This is a genomic window from Mycolicibacter longobardus, assembly GCF_002102265.1.
GTDB lineage: Bacteria > Actinomycetota > Actinomycetes > Mycobacteriales > Mycobacteriaceae > Mycobacterium > Mycobacterium longobardum.
On sequence record NZ_LQPG01000028.1, the window covers coordinates 16666 to 33365 of the forward strand.

The following is a 16700-nucleotide window of genomic DNA, read 5'->3' on the forward strand; positions in this document are numbered from 1 at the left end:
GCTAGATCCGCGAGTGTTCGGCGATCCGGCTGTCGCTGGTACGCAGCGGGCGGATCAGACCGTCCTGGGCGAAGGAGGCGATGAGTTCGCCCTCCTCGGTGTGCACGGTGCCGCGAACGTAGGACATGCCCGCGCCCACCTGGGTGCTCTCATGGCTGTACAGCAGCCAGCCGTCCCAGCGCACCGGCTCGTGGAAGCTCACCGTGACCGTCATCGGCGCGGTGGACACCGTCAGGTGCGACTGGCTGGTGCCGATCCCGGCGTGTGCGCGCATGGTCGTCGAGATGCCCAGATGCCCGGTGAAATAAGCGATCAGCGCCTTGGCGAGGTCGTCGCGGGCGGGAATGGGGTCGTAGTGCAGCCAGGCGTGGAGCTCAGGCGGGCCCACCTCGTCGGGGCTGTTGACGTCGACGACGTCGACCAGGCGCACCTGCCGTCCGGTCATCGGCATCACGCAGGGGTTGGCCTGCGCGGGGCCTGCCACGTCCGGTCGCGGCAGGTGATGGGTGATGACATCGGCCGACGGGACGTCGGCGAGCACCGTGATCGTCGCGCAGCGCTTCCCGTTCTGCAGCACCGAGATCACCGCGGTGGCCGTCGAGCGTCCCTCGTTGACCACGTCGATGGTGTACTCCGCCGCCGGGCCCACCAGGACGGCCCGGGCGAACACCGCGTGCACCGATCGGATCGACTTGTCGCCGAAGCGTTTCGCCGCTCCGACGATGGCCTGCGCCAGCAGCTGGGTGCCTTCCACCACCTGTCGCTCATCGTCGCCGGCCAGGCCGGTCGCACCGGTGAACCGGTCCGGACCGTCCGCCGTCACCTCCAACAGGTCGAGCAGGCCGCTGACCGACCAGGGTGTGGGTGCGGAGGTCTCGGTGGGTTGAACCATTCCGCGAGCGTGACATTTCGGCCTCGTTTTGTAAAGTAGGCCTAAGTCGCGCCCGCGACCGCAGGACAGGAGGGCGACCGTGTTGAGCATCGCCGAGACGAGCTCGCAACTGACACCGACACCGCTGGCCGGCGGCTTCTGCTTCGGGGAGGGCCCACGCTGGTTCGAGGGCCTGCTGTGGTTCTCCGACATGCTCGGCGAGGCGATCCACACCGTTGACCTGCGCGGTTCGATGACCACCGTGCCGCTGCCCGGGCACACCCCGAGCGGGCTGGGTTTCCGGCCGGACGGAACGCTGCTGATCGCGTCCGCCACCGACCGCCTGCTGCTCTGCTACGACGGCGACACCGTGAGCACGCTGGTCGACCTGCGCGAATACGTGCCGGCCGATCTCGGCGACATGGTGGTCGACGCGGCCGGCCGCTGCTACCTCGGCTCACAGGCCTACTCCGGCGGGGTGATCGTGCGGGTGGACCCCGACGGCAGCGTGCACACCGTCGCCGAAGACCTCGACTTTCCCAACGGCATGGTGATCACCCCCGACGGTGCCACCCTGATCGTGGCCGAATCCATGGGCCGCCGGCTCACCGAGTACCCGATCGGCGCCGACGGCGGGCTGGGCGAGCGCCAGGTTTTCGCCGACGCGCTGGATGGACCCCCGGACGGCATCACCCTGGACGCCGCGGGCGGCGTCTGGACGTCGATGACGCTGGCCGGCCAGTTCGAACGCATCACCGCGGGCGGCACCGTCACCCACCGCATCGCCATGGGCGATCGGGCTGCGATCGCGTGCACGTTGGGCGGGCCGAAACGGCGCACGCTGTTCCTGCTGTCCAGTCCGGACGCCTACCCCAAGCGCCTGATCGGAACCCGCGAGTCCCGCCTGGACACGGTCACCGTGGAGATTCCCGGCGCCGGGCTGCCCTGAGGAATTCGATGACCGACTCCTATTACGAACTGCTGGACGCCGCCGATCCGCACGGGGAGAAGTTCGCGGCCACCGATCTGGTGCGCGGCACCTGGTCTGCCCAGATTCAGCACGCCGCACCGGTTTCGGCGCTGCTGGTGCGGGCGCTGGAGCGCCTCGAACCCCGCGACGACACCCGGCTCAGCCGGGTCACGATCGACCTGCTGGGGCCGGTCCCCGCCGAGGGTGCGCTGTGGGTGCGCGCACAGGTCGACCGGGGCGGCAGGCAGATCGAGCTGGTCAGCGCCGAGATGCTGGCTCCCGGACCCGACCAGCGTCCGCGACCGGTCGCCCGCGCGACCGGCTGGCGACTGCAGACGTTGGACACCGACGACGTCGTGCACGTCTCGGCCCCGCCGCTGCGCCCGGTCAGCGAGGCACGCAGCAACAACATGCAGCAGAACTGGGACCGCAATTACGTGCACAGCCTGGACTGGCGGTGGCTGACCAAACCGCTCGCCCCCGGCGCGGGCGAGTCCTGGATCTCACCGATCGTGGACCTGGTCAAGGGCGAGGCGATGACTCCGTTGCAGCGCCTGTTCGCGGTGGCCGACGACGCCAACGGCGTCGGCACCAAGCTCGACATCAGAAAGTGGACGTTCCTCAACACCGATCTGGTGGTGCATGTGCACCGGATCCCCGAGGGTGAGTGGATCGGGATCCGTGCGGAGACCAACTACGGCCCCGACGGCATCGGCGCGACCATCGGCACCCTCTTCGATCGGCGGGGAGCGGTGGCGGGCATCCAGCAGTCGGTGCTGGTGCGCCGCCGCTAGCGGGCCGGTACCGCCGACGGGAGCAGCTCGACCAGGCGCAGCCGCGACCCGACCATCCCGGCGACCAGACGCCCGGCGTCCCCGGTGGACGCGACGGCTCCCGAATGCGTCGCCCGCACGGCCGACGCCCGTACGGCGGTGCCGACGAATTCCGCGTCCAACCCCGCGAGCCAGGCGTCGAAGTTGCGCTGAACTCCAGCACACCGCACCCCGGCCAACTCCGGGCCGACCAACACCACGTCACCGCTGCCGCGCGCGATCATGGCCGGAATCACCCGGGTGACAAGGGTTTGCGCTCCCACCCGCTCGACATCGGTGATGAGCACATCCGGTGTGCCGATGAGGTACTGCGCGGCGCCCAGAAAACGGTTGATCGACCGTGGGTCGGCCAGATCCAGGTGGGCGGCGAACGCGCTGTCTCCGCGGTCACGAAGCCGCGCCGCGAATCGCTCGGACTCGTCAAGTCGCCGGCTGCCGATCAGTACCAGGTGCCCGTGGGCAGCCAACCGCGCCGCGGCGGCCCGGCCGATCCCGGACGCTTCGATGGTGATCATGACGGCACGAGGCGGCTGGGTACGTGCCTCACACGTGACTTGCGGCGCTTCGATCACAATAATTGCCCTACGGCCCGATCCGGTGGGCCCGCGACGGTGAGGAACCATGTCCAGGCACCGAACCAGCGTGACACTCTCGCTATTTTTTGTAAAGTCTCCGCTATGACCCGCAGCACGGTGGACGCCCCCGACAGCTCGACCCGGCAGCGGATCCTCGCGGCCACCGCCGAGGTGCTCGGGCGCAATGGCATGACCAAGCTCAGCCTGTCCGAGGTGGCCTCCCAGGCCGGCGTTTCCCGCCCCACCCTGTATCGGTGGTTCCCGTCGAAGGAAGAGCTGATCTCGGCGTTCTCCCGCTACGAGCGGCATATCTTCGACAGCGGGATCGCCCGGGCCACCGAAGGACTCAAGGGCACCGAGAAGCTGGACGCCGCACTGCGTTTCATCGTCGACTATCAGCACTCGTCGACGGGGGTGCGGATGATCGACATCGAACCCAAGCACGTGCTCGCCGACTTCTCCCGGATCATCGAGCCGATGCGCGAGCGGCTGCAGCGGATGATCTCCGGACCGGACGCCGCGGTGAAGGCCGCGGCCGCCATTCGGATAGCCATCTCGCACTACATCATTCGCAGTGACGACTCCGAGCAGTTCCTCGCCCAGCTGCGCCAGGCGGTGGGGATCCGGCACCGCGACTGAGCACCGCGGCAAGGTCAGGACAGGCTGAGTGCCAGCGTGAGGGCTTCCAGCAGGCCCGTCTGCGCCCCGAACGGCCCTACCCCCACCCCGTCCAGGCTCAGATCACCCAGGATGGAGGCACCGAGTGCGTCGAGGCCGACGGAGTTCAGGATCGAGCCGCCGATCCCGGCCAGCGTGAGACCCCCGACTGTTGCCCCGGTGCTGAACAGTCCGCCGAAGGCGATGCTGAGGCTCTCCACCTCGGTGCCCGCCGGGAACGGAAGGATGTCCAGGTCCACGATGGCCGGTATCAGCGCGGTCAGGTCCAGGGTGGCGCCGTTGAGGAATCCGCCGACGACATTGGCGGGAACGTTGATCAGACCCTCCCACACCGCATCGAAGTCCGCGGCTTCCAGGGCGGCGACGATCTCGCCGATGCTGTTGCTCAGCGCGACCAGCGGAGCGATGACCGGGCCCACCGCGCCCATGAGCACACCGCTCAGCGGTGACGTCCATGAGTTGACCAGCGCCTGGATCGCTTCGTCGGGGGCCGGGTAGGCGGGGTCGAACTGTCCGGTCGCTGCGACGTAGAGCAGGTTGTGGTCCAGGTCGAGGGTCGTCGTGGCGATGAGGTTCAGCAAGTTCGCCTGGTCTCCGCCGAGGAAGGTGACGGCGTCGAACAACACTTGCAGATCGATGTTCCCGCTGGTGGCGAGCTCCTGCCAGAACGCCGTGCCCATGCTCTGCAATTCCGTGAAGACCGTGTCGGCGTTGCCGAACGCCGTTGTCAGAACGTTCTCCCAGGTCTCGAAGAAGCCGGCGGTGAGGGCCACCGGACGTGCCACGCCGACATCGGCCGGTGCGGCCACCGGCGTCACGGCGATCATTCCGGGGCCCACCAACGCGACAACACTCGCGGCGACGTAGGGGCGAAGGGTTTGCAGCATGGGAGCCTCCCCCGCTGTCACGGCCAAACTGGCGATCAGCCAGACCATCGATTCTAGCTGGGCCGCAAATGATAATCCAGGAATTATCACAGGGAATTTTCATTAGCTTCGGCGGCCGACTGTTGCCCACCTAGTCGAAGAGCACGGCGGCATTGAGGTACCCGGTCGGATCGAACGCCGCCTTGACGATTCGCATCGCGGCGATGTCGGCCGGCCCGCGCGACATCGACAGGTAGGCCCGCTTGCGGCTGCCCACACCGTGTTCGGAGCTGACGTTGCCGCCGCACTGCGCGATGAGGTCCATCATGGCCTGATACAGCGCCGGTTCGGCCGTTGCCGAGCAGCCCAGCACGTTGAGATGCAGGTTGCCCTCGCCGATATGGCCGAACAGCACCGGAAGCGCATCCGGTGCGTGGCGCTGCACCGCCGCGCCGGCCGCCGCGGCGAATCCGGGGACGGCGGCCAGCGGCAGCGAGACATCGAACTTCAGCGGCGGTCCGAACGCGCCCAGCACGTCGGCCACCGCCTCGCGCACCCGCCAGAGCCGCTGCCGGGTGGCCGGGTCCACGCCCACCGCCGGCTCGTCGCAGGACGACACCTGCGCCAGCAGCTCGGCGAGGCGATCGGTCTGGTCGGTGTCGCCGGCGAGTTCCACCAGCAGCAGCCAGTCGCCGCGTACCGGGGCGCCGATTCCGAGCCGGTCCGCGGTGAGCGCGGTGACGCGGGCGTCGATCAACTCGAGCGTGGCTATGCCGTCCAGGTCGCGAAAGACCCGGGCGGCCTCGACCAGAGCGTCGAGCTCGGCGAAGCCGCAGACCGCGGTGACCCGGTACGCCGGAACGGGATGCAGCCTCAGATCCAGGCCGGTGATGACACCCAGGGTTCCTTCGGCCCCGACGAACAGCGCCGGCAGGTTGTAGCCGGTGTTGTCGGCGCGCACCGCGCTGTGCCGGTGCAGCAGTGAGCCGTCCGGCAGTGCCACCTGCAGGCCGAGCACCTGCTCGCCCATGTTGCCGTACTGCACGGTGTACAGCCCGCCGGCGTTGGTCGAGGCCATCCCCCCGACGGTGGCGGTGTCCCGAGCGGTCAGGTCGACGCCGAAGACCAGCCCGGCCGCCGCTGCGGCCTGCTGCACCGCGGCCAGCGTGGCTCCCGAGCCCGCGCTCACCCGGCGCTCTTTCGCGTCGACCGGCCCGACGGTGTTCAGCCGCTCGGTGGACAGCAGCACGTCGTCGTGTTGCGGGACGGTGCCGGCCACCAGTGAGGTGCGGCCGCCCTGGACGGTGACGTGCGCGCCGCCGTCGCGGCAGAGCCGCAGCGCCGCGGCGACTTCCTCGGGGGATCCGGGGCGCACCAGCGCGCGGGCCCGGCCCCGGTAGCGGCCGGTGTAGTCGACGCTGCGCCCGGCCAGCACGTCGGGATCGTCGGTGACATAGGCGGGCCCCACCACGTCGGCCAGGCTCTGCAGCAGGCTCGCTGTCACCGCCCCGGTTTACCACACGCCGCGCTACCTTTCTTCGCATGACTACCCGCGAAGACGTCTCCTTCCGATCCGGCGCGGACCGCATCAGCGCCTGGCTGTACCGCCCCGACGACGCCGGCCCGAACGGTGCCCCGCTGCTGGTCATGGCGCACGGTCTGGGCGCGGTGCGGACCATGCGGCTGGACGCCTACGCCGAGCGGTTCGCCGCTGCCGGCTACGCCTGCCTGGTGTTCGACTACCGCAACTTCGGCGACAGCGAAGGCGCCCCCCGCCAGCTGCTCGACGTGGGCATGCAGCTGGCGGACTGGGCCGCCGCGGTCGATTTCGCGCACACCCTGCCCGGTGTCGACCCGACCCGGATCGGCCTGTGGGGCACGTCGTTCGGCGGCGGACACGTGATCGCCACCGCCGCCCGGCTGCCGGTGGCGGCGGTGGTGGCGCAATGCCCGTTCACCGACGGGATCGCCTCGGCGCGCACCATTCCACCGCTGACCACCGCACGGATCAGTCTGCTCGCGATGCGGGATCTGGCCGCGGCCCGGCTCGGCAACCCGCCGGTGACAGTGGCCACCGCAGGGCGCCCGGGGGAGGTCGCGTTGATGAGCACGCCGGACGCCTACCCGGGCTATCTGAAACTGGTCCCGGAGGGCCAGACCATCCGCAACGAGGTCGCGGCGCGGATCGGGATGCGGATCCTCACCTACCGTCCGGGCCGGCAGGCGGCCAAGGTCTCCTGTCCGATCCTGTTCTGCGTCTGCGAGACCGACTCGGTCGCGCCGGCCGGGCCGACGCTGCGGTATGCCGCGCAGGCGCCCCACGGCACGGTGAAGACGTACCCGGAGGGACATTTCGACATCTACGTCGGCGACGCCTTCGAGCGGGTGGTCGCCGACCAGCTGGAGTTCCTGGACCGCAACCTAAAGACGGCGGGGGCCTGAGCCCACGGGCGTGCGCTGAGCGCCCAGGTCGATGGAGCCGTCGTCGGTGGCGACGGTGGCCTCGACGACATCGCCCTCGTGGAGGTATTTGGGGTTCTTGGCCTGCTTGCCGAAGAAGATCCGCCACTTGATGGTCGGTGGCAGCATCGAGCCGATGATCTCGACGGGCTTCGGGGGCGCGGACAGGGCGGTGCCCACCGGTGTTCCGGTCAGGATGAGGTCGCCGGGCGCGAGGTCTTGGAAGCGGCTCAGGGAACGCAACGCCTCAAGGGGCGGGTAGATCATGTCACCGCCGACCTTGGCGTTCTGTCGCAGCTCGCCGTTGACCCACAGCCGCAGGCGCAGCTCGTCGAATCGGGCGAACTCCTCGTCGGTCAGCAGGACCAGGGCGGGCCCGGTCGGCGTGAAGCTCGGGTAGGACTTGCCTTCGTAGTACTGCGTCTGCGGGAGCTGGATGTCGCGTGCGGAAACATCGTTGGTGACGACGAGCCCGGCGACAAACGAAGTCCAGTTGTCGTCGGTGACCTCGGTTCCGACCGGGATGGGCCGGCCGACGACCAGCCCGATCTCGACCTCGTAGTCCAGCAGCCTGACGTGGGCTGGTCGCGCGATGGGGTCGTGGGGTCCGCTGATGGATGCCGAGGACTTCCGGAAGAAGGTCAGGGGAATCGACGAGGGATCCATGTTCGCGTCGGTGACATGGGAGGCGTAGTTCGTCATCTGCGCCACGACCCGACACGGCTTGGTGACCGGGGAGAGGAGGTCAAGGCTCTCGACGGAAACCGCCTCGGCAGATGCGCCGGACGCGGCCGCCTCCTCGATCGCCTGGGCGTCGGCGAGGAGGTCGGCAGTGGTGGCGGCATCGGTGGTGATGCGCGCGGCGCCTTTGGGGGTCACGACCCACCACGCGTCGTGAGTGCGGAGGACGGACGTGCTCATCAGTTCCTTTTCCTTCTGGGGTTCGTGGATGGTGGTCGGTCAGGAACGCGCGACGGCCAGCAGGCCGCGCAAGCGGGTCAGGTCGAACTCGTTGTCCTTGCCGAGTGCAGTCGCGATCGATGCGAGCTCACGGAACGCATCCATGCGGCGCGGCGAGACGCCCATGAAGTCGAGCGACGCCGGCGGTCCCCACTGGGCCAGACCGGACGCCGTCATCGCTGACCATCCGGTCTGGACGGTGTTGTCGAACACGTCGCCGTCGGTGAAGTGCTCGACCAGGAAACCGTCCGGATCGCGCCAGTAGTCGAAAATCTGGCTGCCTTCGATGTGGCGTCCGATCCCCCACGACCGGAAGTAGCCCTGGCCGAGGAGATGCTCGCCGCCTGCGGCCAAGGCGTCGAAGTCGCTCACCTGGTATGCCGAGTGGACGTAGCGGTTGCGTGGTCCCAAGGTCATGGCGAGGGTGTGGTGATCGGCGGGAGTACTGCCGCGGTCGCAGCGCAGGAAACTCATGACGGGGCCGCGATCCCGTTGGCCGGCGTAGAACTTGAAGTCACTCACGATCAACCCCAGGTGCCGCAGATACCAGTCGAGTGTTTGCAGGTAGGTCGTCGTCTGCACCACGACGTGCCCGAGGCGCTGCACGCGGGCGGGTTCGCGTGATGCACGCTGCGTTTCGTTGGTGCGCGGAGTTTGGGATCCCGTGTTGTGCCTCAGCGGTGCCTGCGCGGGCAACGCCGGCAGCAGGTGGGTGTCTGCCACGACCTTGACCCGCACCCCATCGGGATCGGTCAGTTCGACGCCCATGCCCCCAAGATGCTCCGGGAGCGCCTGCGCGCGGGTTCCGGTTGCGTCGGCCAGACGCAGGAGGTCTGCTGTCTCTGCCGCATGAAAGGCGGCGCCGAGGTAGCGCGAGCGCGGACCTCTTCGAATGAGGACTGCCGGGGCACCGGCATCGGTACCGCGGAGGATCAGTTCGTCGGCCGTCCGACTGACGGTGGCGAAGCCGAACGCGCGGGCGAAGACTTCGGCTCGCGCAAGGTCCGGTTTGTCGAACTCGAGCCAGGCCAGGTCCCGCACTTTGACGACGGGATTGACTGCGCGGCCGGGGTGTTCCCCACCACGAGGGCCTGAGTCAGTGTGTAGGTCGTTGTGCGTGCCGTGCTCGGCCATTGCCTCCACCCTCAGCCCTGCTCAACGAGATCGAGCGCGATGTCGACGGGCCGGATGCCCCGCCGGTCCAGCATGTGGCCGTAGAAGGGCGGAACGACGTGGTGGTGAACGTCAATGCGGCCCGGGTCCTTCCGCATCAGAGCGCCTTCGCCGCAACCGCGGAGCGATGCGCCGCCAGGCCCAGTTGGTCCCGCAGCGCTCGAGTCAGCTTGGCGCCATCGGCGCCTGCGCCGAACACGAACTTGTCCGGCCTGAGCACGACGAGTTCACCCTTGCCAATGCGGTGGCACCGAAGCCACCTCATCATCTCCCCGGTCGTGTCTTCGAGGTCAACCAGACCTGCGCGTCGGCACCCCGCAGCCCCTTGAGGACGCGCTCCCGGCCCATACAGCGTGGCGAAGGTGGCGCCAACCTGCTCCCAGTCGGCGAGGCCATCTTTGAGCGCGTCGCGGGGATCGACGCCAATGCCGACGACGGTCCAGCCGATGCCGACGGCGTCGTCGAAGCGAACCGGTCGGCCGTCGTACCGGCGGACCATCGGCTGCGGTGACAGGCTGCCTTCCGCTCCCCGAAACCTGCGGGGCATGCCGACATAGGCGCCGGTCTTGAAGCGCGGCTTGGGCTTCATTCCCGCCCGCTCGACCCAACCGGCAAGGAACGGAGTGTGCAGGGCAGCCCACATGACAGCATCGCGAGCCTTGGCCGCGACCGGGTTCTTGACCGAGACAAGCGATTTGTTGAAGACCGACAGCGCGATCATCGCCTTGGCGTGCGGCTTGCGCTCGGCCTCGTAGGTGTCGAGTAGGTCGGCACTGGCGCCGTGACGCAGGACCGCTTCAAGCTTCCACGAGAGGTTGTCGGCGTCACGCACGCCGGCGTTCATGCCCTGGCCGATGAACTGGGGAGTCATGTGGGCGGCATCGCCTGCGAGCAGGATGCGACCCTCGCGCCACCTGTCTGCGGTCACGGCGTTGAAGGTGTAGACGAGTCGGCGGCACACCTCGACCTCGTCCACGTCGACGTACCGGCCGATCAGTTGACGCACGGTTTCGTCGGCTTCGAAGTGTTCACTGTCGTCGGAATCCTTGAGGGCGAACTCGAAACGGTGGTGGCCACCCGGCTGCGGGCAACTGACTACCGGCAGGTCTGGGTCGCATACGAAGTCGAAGTACGGCAGATGCCGAAACGCGTCGACGCCTTGTTTGGCCTTGAGGTCTACGACGAGCCAACGCTCGGGGAAGCTCTTTCCGCTCATATCGATGCCGAGGTCGGTACGGACGACGCTGCGACCACCGTCGGCGCCGATCAGATATGAGACACGGCAGGTTTCCTGCGTGGTGGTGTCCACCTGGTTCTCGCGGCGGCCGTAACCACTGCCGGTGGAGGCCGCGTGGACAACGTTCACTCCGTCCTCGTCCTGGCTGAAGTCCACGACCTCACGGCCGCGTCGCACCTCGACGCCACGGTGGGCCGCGAGCAGTTCTTCGAGCTTGGTCTCCAGGTAGGGCTGGTAGAGGAAATTCACGATCGGCCACCAGCGGGGACGCTGCATCTCGCGGAACTGGACGAGGATGCTGCCGTCCGCCTTGACCCACTGGACGGCGGAGTCGACGTTCATGTCGGCGTGGATCTCGTCGGCGACGCCGGCGGTCTGGAAGACGCGAAGGGCCTCATCATCGGTGTAGACGGCACGAGCGTTGCCATAGAACTCCGGCTCGCGCTCCAGCACCAGCACGCTCAGTCCCCGACGGCCGAGCAGGTGGGCCAGCGTGAGACCGGTAGGTCCGAGACCCACGACGGCGACGTCGTACTGATTCATGGGGTTGCTCCGATGAGTTCACGGACAACGGTTTCGGGCCGGCAAGCATTGATGGCGGCCTGCCGGAGTTGACCGAGTCTGTCCAAGACACCGGTGCCGACCGTCTGGTGACCCCAGATGCTGATGCCCTGGTAGGTGCGGACCTGCCATGCCTTTTCGAGTTCGGGTGTCACGACAATCGGTTTCCAGCCCACTTCAAGCTCGAAACCGGACGGGGTGACGCAGTAGAACGACAGCTCCTTGTCGTTGGTGTGCTGCCCGACCGACCACGCGATCCGGAATCCCTGCTCACGCACCCGCTGATAGGCGCCGAGCATGTCTTCGAGCGTGGCGGCCTCAATGTTGACGTGCTGCACCCGCGTGCGGATCGGATCGATACTCAAACCCCGGGTGTTGGCCACGGCGATCGAGTGGTGACGTTCGTTGACACGCAGGAACCGGATCTTCACGGACAAGCCGGCAATGTTCTCATCGATGAAGTCCGAGAGCCGGGAGTCGAACACGGTGTTGTAGTAGCCGTGGACGCCGAGCGGGTCCCGCGAAGTGAGGGCCACGTGCCCCATCCCGCTGGCCCCGGTGACGAAACCGGTGTTGATCATTCGCAACGGTTTCGTTGTGGACAAGGGCTGCGTGAATATCTCCTGCACGATGCCTTTTGGGCCGGCGAAGCGCCATAGCCGCTCGACACCGCGTAGCGCTGTCTCCTCTGGTGTGCCCTCCGCGATCGGCACCCCACGCTCGGTGACTCGTCTGACGATCCGGTCGAACGTCTCATGGTTGTCCACCTGCCAACCGATCGCCATCAGATCTTCAGCGGGCCCCCGTTGGATCAGGAACCGGCACTGCTGGTCATCGAGGCGGAAACGCAGGGCGTCGGCAGTCAGCTCATCCACGTGAAGTCCGATGGCATCCGCACCGAAACGGTGCCAGTCGCGTATCCGCCGGGACTCAACGACGAGGTAACCCAGGTGGACCGCGCCGAAGACGTCACCATCGGTGTTGGGCCGCCCGAACGGAAGGCTCATGCTCCACCGCTCAGGAACGCTCTGGCCAGGTCGTTGAACAACTCGGCCCGCTCCCACTGAGCCCAATGCCCGGTGTTCGCCGCGATGTAGAGGTCGCAGTTCTTCATCGTCCGCGCCAGCAGCGGTCCTCCGGATGGTCGATTGACCTTGTCCTCAGCTCCCCACACCACCAGGGTCGGGACTGCACAACGCGCCAACCGGCGGTCGCGGGTGAGGTCCATCTTGAGCAGAGCCGACAGACCCGCCGGACGGCGCAGTGGCGGCGAGGCGATTACTTCGGGCTGGATGCTGGCCTCATAGCGCAGGTCGATCAGTTCGTCGGGAACCGTGGACCCGTCGAAAACCAAGTATTCGCGGATGAAGGCGACGAGCTTCGCCCTGCTGGGGCCATCACCGCCGTAGTAGGCGAGAAGTGCGTTCAGTCCCTTGGTCGGCAGCCCACGCGTGGTGCCGATGCCACCGGGACCCATCAAGATCAGCCGGTCGATCTTGTCGGGCCGATCAAGCGCGAGACGCAGGGCAGCCGCGCCACCGTAGGAGTTGCCGACGAAGTGCGCGCGATCAATGCCGAGCTCGTCAAGCATCAGTCGTATCGCCGTGGCCAGATCGCCGAACGGGTCGGAGAAGTCCAGTTCCTTCGACGACGCCCCGTAGCCCGGCATATCCGGGACGATCACCCGGAACCGCTGGGCGAGGGCGTCGATGTTGCGCACGTAGTTGGAGGCGCCGGTCGCGCCGGGTCCGCCGCCGTGCAGAAGCACGACAGGTGGACCTTCTCCGGCTTCGGTGACGAAGAGCTCACGGCGACCGGCCGCGACCATGTACTCAGCGCGGGGGACAGCTTCAGTGGCGGTCATCGGGCACCCTTCCGATAGTTACTGATGAAATCATCAGTTACGCGACCCGCGCCTGTCAAGAGGTTTCTGATGATTTCGTCAACTATGCTCGACATGCCCTCTGCAGCCAGGCCGCGGCGGGGGTCCCAACCTTCTTGCATGTGACATCATTTGTGATGAACCCATCAGCTATGTGATGGCGAGCGTCGAGGAGTCCCTGGTGTCGTCAACTCAAGCCCCGTCGCGCCTTGATCGCCGGAAGGCCAGGAGCCGGGCCGCGCTGGTGAACGCAGCGCGCGGATTCCTGGCACAGAACACGACGAACGTCAGCATTCAGGAGATCACCGCCGCCGCGGACGTTGGTTTTGGGACGTTCTACAACCACTTCACCACGAAGGACGAGTTGTTCACCGAGGCGGTCGCGGTCGTGCTCGACGAGTGGGGCGAGTTGATAGACCTCGCCGTCGCGGGCCTGGAAGACCCGGCCGAGATCTTTGCGCGCAGCTTTCGAATCTGCGGCCGAACCCAGCGGATGATGCCCGAAGCGGTCCGAGTGACCTTGAATGCCGGGATGTCGATCTTGACCACCGACCGTGGCATTCGCCCACGAGCACTCGCCGACCTTCGCCGTGGGATCGAACTCGGCCGCTTCGCGATGCCCGATGCCGAGACAGCAGTCATGCTGGCCGGTGGAGTACTCCTAGCCCTGATGCAGCTCCTCGAGAGTGACCCTGCAGCAGATGCCGCAGAGGTCTCGGACCTGTACGCCGAAAGACTCCTCGTGATGCTGGGCATCGAGCAGCCGGAAGCCCACGACATATGCGCGAGCGCGCTGCCGGAGATGCACGTGCTGAGCCAAGATTGACCAAGGGCGTCATGCCATTCACCGAGCGGACCGACTACACACCCAGCGGCGACTCGACCCGGATCGTCTCGTCGCGAATCAGCCCGCGCAGCAGCGCCGTGCTGAACTCCGCGGCGATCTCCTTGGCGCTGCGCCGGCCGCTGGGCCGCAGCCAGCGGTAGGCCCCCAACGTCATGCCGATGTAGCCGAGCGCCAGCACATGCGAATCGCACGGGTAGAACTCGCCGCTGGCGATACCGCGGTCGATCAGGCCGTGCACGTGCTCGTAGACCTGGGCCTCTTTCTCCCGGACCTCGGCGACCTGTTCGTCGGTGAACCACTCGGTGATGTAGGGCTGCTCCTGGAAGTAGACCGCCGCACCCTCCGGATTGACGGCGATCTGGTCGAGCAGGCGCACCGTGTATTGGTACAGCGCCTCGCGCGCGGTCCAGGACGGGTCGTCGTGGACGGCCGCCAGCGTCCGTTCGGCGGCCTGCTGGTAGATGTCATAGAGGATCAGCGACTTGCTGGCGTAGTAGTGGTAGACGGTCGCCTTGTTCAGCCCCACCACGTCGGCGACGTCATCCATGCGGGTCCCGTGGTAACCGCGGGCGGCGAACAACTTGGTAGCGACCGCGAGCAACTCCTCTCGACGGGAGGGGCCCTGGGAGGATCCGCCCGATGCGCCCTTGTCGTTTGCCATGTTTACTCACTATTCGGCCGGCCGGTGTCATCGGCGTATCAATCAACTGGTTGGAAGGATTCTAGGCAGTCCGCTGCTACGGCGTTGACGGCCCGACTAAACTGGTGAGATCCAAGCTGAGGGGTTGATGAAATGGGTCCTGGTTACGGTTACGATCCGAATCCGGATTACGACATGAGCGATGAGGCCGAGTTCTTCTTCAAGTACCTGACTTGGGGTCTCCGCGGTGTCGACGGAGGCGGCGGCTACCCCCCGCAGAACTACCCCCCGATCTAGACCGCGTCCGTCCGACGCGCCGGCCTCCGATCCATCCCCGGATCGGAGGCCTTTTGCGTCTGCTCAGCGAGGCTCCCGCGGCGGTGTCCTATCGTGACCGGGTGACCTCCCAACCCGAATTGCCCGGGGCGTGGAACTTTCGCGACGTTTCCGAGACCACCGGCGCACTGCGCCCGGGCCGGTTGTTCCGGTCCAGCGAGCTGAGCCGCCTCGAGGACCGCGGCCGCGAACAGCTACTGCGGATCGGTGTGGCCGATGTCGCCGACCTGCGCTCGCCCCGCGAGGTCACCCGTCGCGGGCCGGGCCTGGTGCCCGAGGGCGTCGGTGTCCACCTGCTGCCCTTCCCGGACCTGGCCGGCGACCAGTCACCGGAGAGCTCGGCGCCGCACGAGGATGCGTTCCGAAAGATGATGGCCGAGAAACCCGACCAGGACTCGGCCGCCGACGTCGCCGCCCGCTTCATGATCGAGGAGTACGACCGCTTCCCCACCCTCGCCGGGTCCCGCCGCGCGGTACAGCGCGTGGTGTCTCTGCTGGCGGAAGGCCGGCCGGTGCTGACGCACTGCTTCGCCGGCAAGGACCGCACCGGATTCGTCGTGGCGGTCGTGCTGCAGGCAGCCGGGGTGGACCGGGACGCGGTGGTGGCGGACTACCTGCGCAGCAACACCGCGGTCCCGGTGCTGCGGGACCGGATCATGGAGATGATCCGGCAACGGCCCGAGATTGAGATCACCCCGGAGGTGCTGACCTTCACCGAGGCGCGGCTCTCCGACGAGGTGCTCGGCGTGCGTGCCGACTACCTGGACGCCGCCGAACACTCGATCGAGCGGAACTTCGGCTCCTTCGAGGGCTTCCTGCACGCCGCCGGAGTCACCGACACCGACCGGGAGAGGCTGCGCAGCGCGCTGCTCGACTAACGAGCAGCGCACCGCGCCCCCGGCAGCTACAGCGAGAAGCTGGCCGACTTGGCCGCCGACAGGTCGGCGATCGTCGACCACTGCGCCGCGATCTCGTCGACCGACGGCGGGTTCTCGAAGACCGCACCGGCGTTCTCGAACAGCGCCGCCCGCTGCACCTTGCCGCCGCCGGCGATGAACACCGACCCGGTCTCGGCGAGCTCTTCGGTGCACAGGTAGGCCACCACCGGTGCGACGTACTCGGGCTTGAGCTTCGCCAGCACCTCCGGCGGCAGGATGTCCTCGGTCATCCGGGTGGCCGCGATCGGGGCGATCGCGTTGGCCTTGATGTTGTACTTGGCGCCCTCGATGGCCAGCGTGTTGATCAGACCGACCAGACCCAGCTTGGCCGCGCCGTAGTTGGCCTGCCCGAAGTTGCCGAACAGCCCGCTGGTGGAGGTGGCCACGACCACGCGGCCGAAGCCCTGCTCACGGAAGTGCGACCAGGCGGCCCGGACCACGTTGTAGCCGCCGTAGAGGTGCACCTGCAGCACGGCGTTCCAGTTGTCGAAGGTCATCTTGTGGAAGGTGCCGTCACGCAGGATGCCGGCGTTGCTGACCACACCGTCGACCTTGCCGAACTCGTCGACCGCGGTCTTGATGATGTTGGCCGCGCCGTCGGCGTCGGCCACACTGTCGTAGTTGGCGACGGCCCGGCCGCCGGCCTCTTTGATCTCGGCCACCACCTGGTCGGCCATGTTGTGACCGGCACCCGTGCCGTCGCGGGCACCACCGAGGTCGTTGACCACCACACAGGCCCCTTCACGGGCCAGGGTCAGGGCATATTCGCGACCCAGGCCACCACCGGCTCCGGTGACGACGACAACACGATCCTGCACTCCGGACATCAGTTTCCTTCCTCGATTCGATCGCCGCGCTAAAACAGCCCTAGAA

The 16700-nt window shown here is 67.5% G+C and carries 19 protein-coding genes; 7 read left to right on the forward strand and 12 right to left on the reverse strand.

The features are described 5' to 3' along the window. Position 1: 1 nt before the first annotated feature. Complete coding sequence (locus AWC16_RS15200) at positions 2-892, reverse strand: acyl-CoA thioesterase (protein ID WP_085265586.1); 891 nt, start codon at positions 890-892, stop codon at positions 2-4. Positions 893-1001: 109 nt separating this feature from the next. Here AWC16_RS15200 and AWC16_RS15205 point away from each other — a divergent pair, with 109 nt between their 5' ends. Next, entirely contained in the window at positions 1002-1820 is an 819-nt protein-coding gene (locus AWC16_RS15205) for an SMP-30/gluconolactonase/LRE family protein (RefSeq protein ID WP_085265705.1), read from the forward strand. An 8-nt stretch (positions 1821-1828) separates the two neighbouring features. Beyond that, entirely contained in the window at positions 1829-2635 is an 807-nt protein-coding gene (locus AWC16_RS15210) for a thioesterase family protein (protein WP_085265587.1), read from the forward strand. Here AWC16_RS15210 and AWC16_RS15215 read toward each other — a convergent pair. Then, positions 2632-3189 (reverse strand): SDR family NAD(P)-dependent oxidoreductase, encoded by a 558-nt coding sequence (locus tag AWC16_RS15215; RefSeq protein ID WP_165759233.1) that lies wholly within the window; start codon positions 3187-3189, stop codon positions 2632-2634. The genes AWC16_RS15210 and AWC16_RS15215 overlap by 4 nt on opposite strands. A 162-nt stretch (positions 3190-3351) precedes the next feature. Here AWC16_RS15215 and AWC16_RS15220 point away from each other — a divergent pair, with 162 nt between their 5' ends. Next, positions 3352-3888 carry a TetR/AcrR family transcriptional regulator gene (locus tag AWC16_RS15220; protein WP_085265589.1) on the forward strand — a complete coding sequence of 179 codons (537 nt, stop codon included), beginning with the start codon at positions 3352-3354 and terminating at the stop codon, positions 3886-3888. A 14-nt stretch (positions 3889-3902) separates the two neighbouring features. On the opposite strand, the gene gjpA is transcribed toward AWC16_RS15220, so the two are convergent. Beyond that, complete coding sequence (gene gjpA, locus AWC16_RS15225) at positions 3903-4814, reverse strand: outer membrane porin GjpA (RefSeq protein ID WP_133055949.1); 912 nt, start codon at positions 4812-4814, stop codon at positions 3903-3905. A 130-nt stretch (positions 4815-4944) separates the two neighbouring features. Further along, positions 4945-6285: an FAD-binding oxidoreductase gene (locus AWC16_RS15230; protein ID WP_085265706.1), complete on the reverse strand. Its 1341-nt coding sequence runs from the start codon at positions 6283-6285 to the stop codon at positions 4945-4947. A 50-nt stretch (positions 6286-6335) separates the two neighbouring features. On the opposite strand from AWC16_RS15230, the gene AWC16_RS15235 reads away from it, so the two are divergent. Next, positions 6336-7235: an alpha/beta hydrolase gene (locus AWC16_RS15235; RefSeq protein WP_085265591.1), complete on the forward strand. Its 900-nt coding sequence runs from the start codon at positions 6336-6338 to the stop codon at positions 7233-7235. Here AWC16_RS15235 and AWC16_RS15240 read toward each other — a convergent pair. The 6 genes from AWC16_RS15240 to AWC16_RS15260 are packed head-to-tail and all read right to left on the reverse strand — an operon-like array spanning position 7215 to position 13048. After that, a complete protein-coding gene (locus AWC16_RS15240) occupies positions 7215-8174 on the reverse strand; it encodes a fumarylacetoacetate hydrolase family protein (protein ID WP_085265592.1) in 960 nt (319 codons plus the stop codon). The genes AWC16_RS15235 and AWC16_RS15240 overlap by 21 nt on opposite strands. Before the next feature lie 39 nt (positions 8175-8213). Beyond that, complete coding sequence (locus tag AWC16_RS15245; RefSeq protein WP_085265707.1) at positions 8214-9347, reverse strand: VOC family protein; 1134 nt, start codon at positions 9345-9347, stop codon at positions 8214-8216. A gap of 11 nt (positions 9348-9358) precedes the next feature. Beyond that, positions 9359-9484: a hypothetical protein gene (locus AWC16_RS25605; protein WP_264016759.1), complete on the reverse strand. Its 126-nt coding sequence runs from the start codon at positions 9482-9484 to the stop codon at positions 9359-9361. Further along, a complete protein-coding gene (mhpA, locus tag AWC16_RS15250; RefSeq protein ID WP_085265593.1) occupies positions 9484-11166 on the reverse strand; it encodes a bifunctional 3-(3-hydroxy-phenyl)propionate/3-hydroxycinnamic acid hydroxylase MhpA in 1683 nt (560 codons plus the stop codon). Before mhpA ends, AWC16_RS25605 begins: the two co-directional genes overlap by 1 nt. Continuing rightward, positions 11163-12191, reverse strand: a complete 1029-nt coding sequence (locus tag AWC16_RS15255) for a VOC family protein (RefSeq protein WP_085265594.1) — start codon at positions 12189-12191, stop codon at positions 11163-11165. The genes mhpA and AWC16_RS15255 overlap by 4 nt, the downstream gene beginning before the upstream one ends. Beyond that, entirely contained in the window at positions 12188-13048 is an 861-nt protein-coding gene (locus tag AWC16_RS15260) for an alpha/beta fold hydrolase (RefSeq protein WP_085265595.1), read from the reverse strand. Before AWC16_RS15260 ends, AWC16_RS15255 begins: the two co-directional genes overlap by 4 nt. 175 nt (positions 13049-13223) lie before the next feature. Between AWC16_RS15260 and AWC16_RS15265 the strand changes: the two genes are divergently transcribed. After that, positions 13224-13892, forward strand: coding sequence for a TetR/AcrR family transcriptional regulator (locus AWC16_RS15265; protein ID WP_085265596.1), 669 nt, complete (start codon positions 13224-13226; stop codon positions 13890-13892). Between the two features lie 34 nt (positions 13893-13926). Here the strand turns inward: AWC16_RS15265 and AWC16_RS15270 are convergent, their stop codons facing one another. Beyond that, positions 13927-14574, reverse strand: a complete 648-nt coding sequence (locus AWC16_RS15270; RefSeq protein WP_085265597.1) for a TetR/AcrR family transcriptional regulator — start codon at positions 14572-14574, stop codon at positions 13927-13929. Positions 14575-14706: 132 nt separating this feature from the next. Between AWC16_RS15270 and AWC16_RS23550 the strand changes: the two genes are divergently transcribed. Beyond that, positions 14707-14850, forward strand: coding sequence for a hypothetical protein (locus tag AWC16_RS23550; RefSeq protein WP_013827042.1), 144 nt, complete (start codon positions 14707-14709; stop codon positions 14848-14850). Between the two features lie 101 nt (positions 14851-14951). Then, the gene (locus AWC16_RS15275) at positions 14952-15767 is read left to right on the forward strand and encodes a tyrosine-protein phosphatase (protein ID WP_085265708.1); all 816 of its coding nucleotides are present in this window, start codon (positions 14952-14954) and stop codon (positions 15765-15767) included. Positions 15768-15793: 26 nt separating this feature from the next. Here the strand turns inward: AWC16_RS15275 and AWC16_RS15280 are convergent, their stop codons facing one another. Then, a complete protein-coding gene (locus AWC16_RS15280; RefSeq protein ID WP_085265598.1) occupies positions 15794-16654 on the reverse strand; it encodes an SDR family NAD(P)-dependent oxidoreductase in 861 nt (286 codons plus the stop codon). Between the last annotated feature and the right edge of the window lie 46 nt (positions 16655-16700).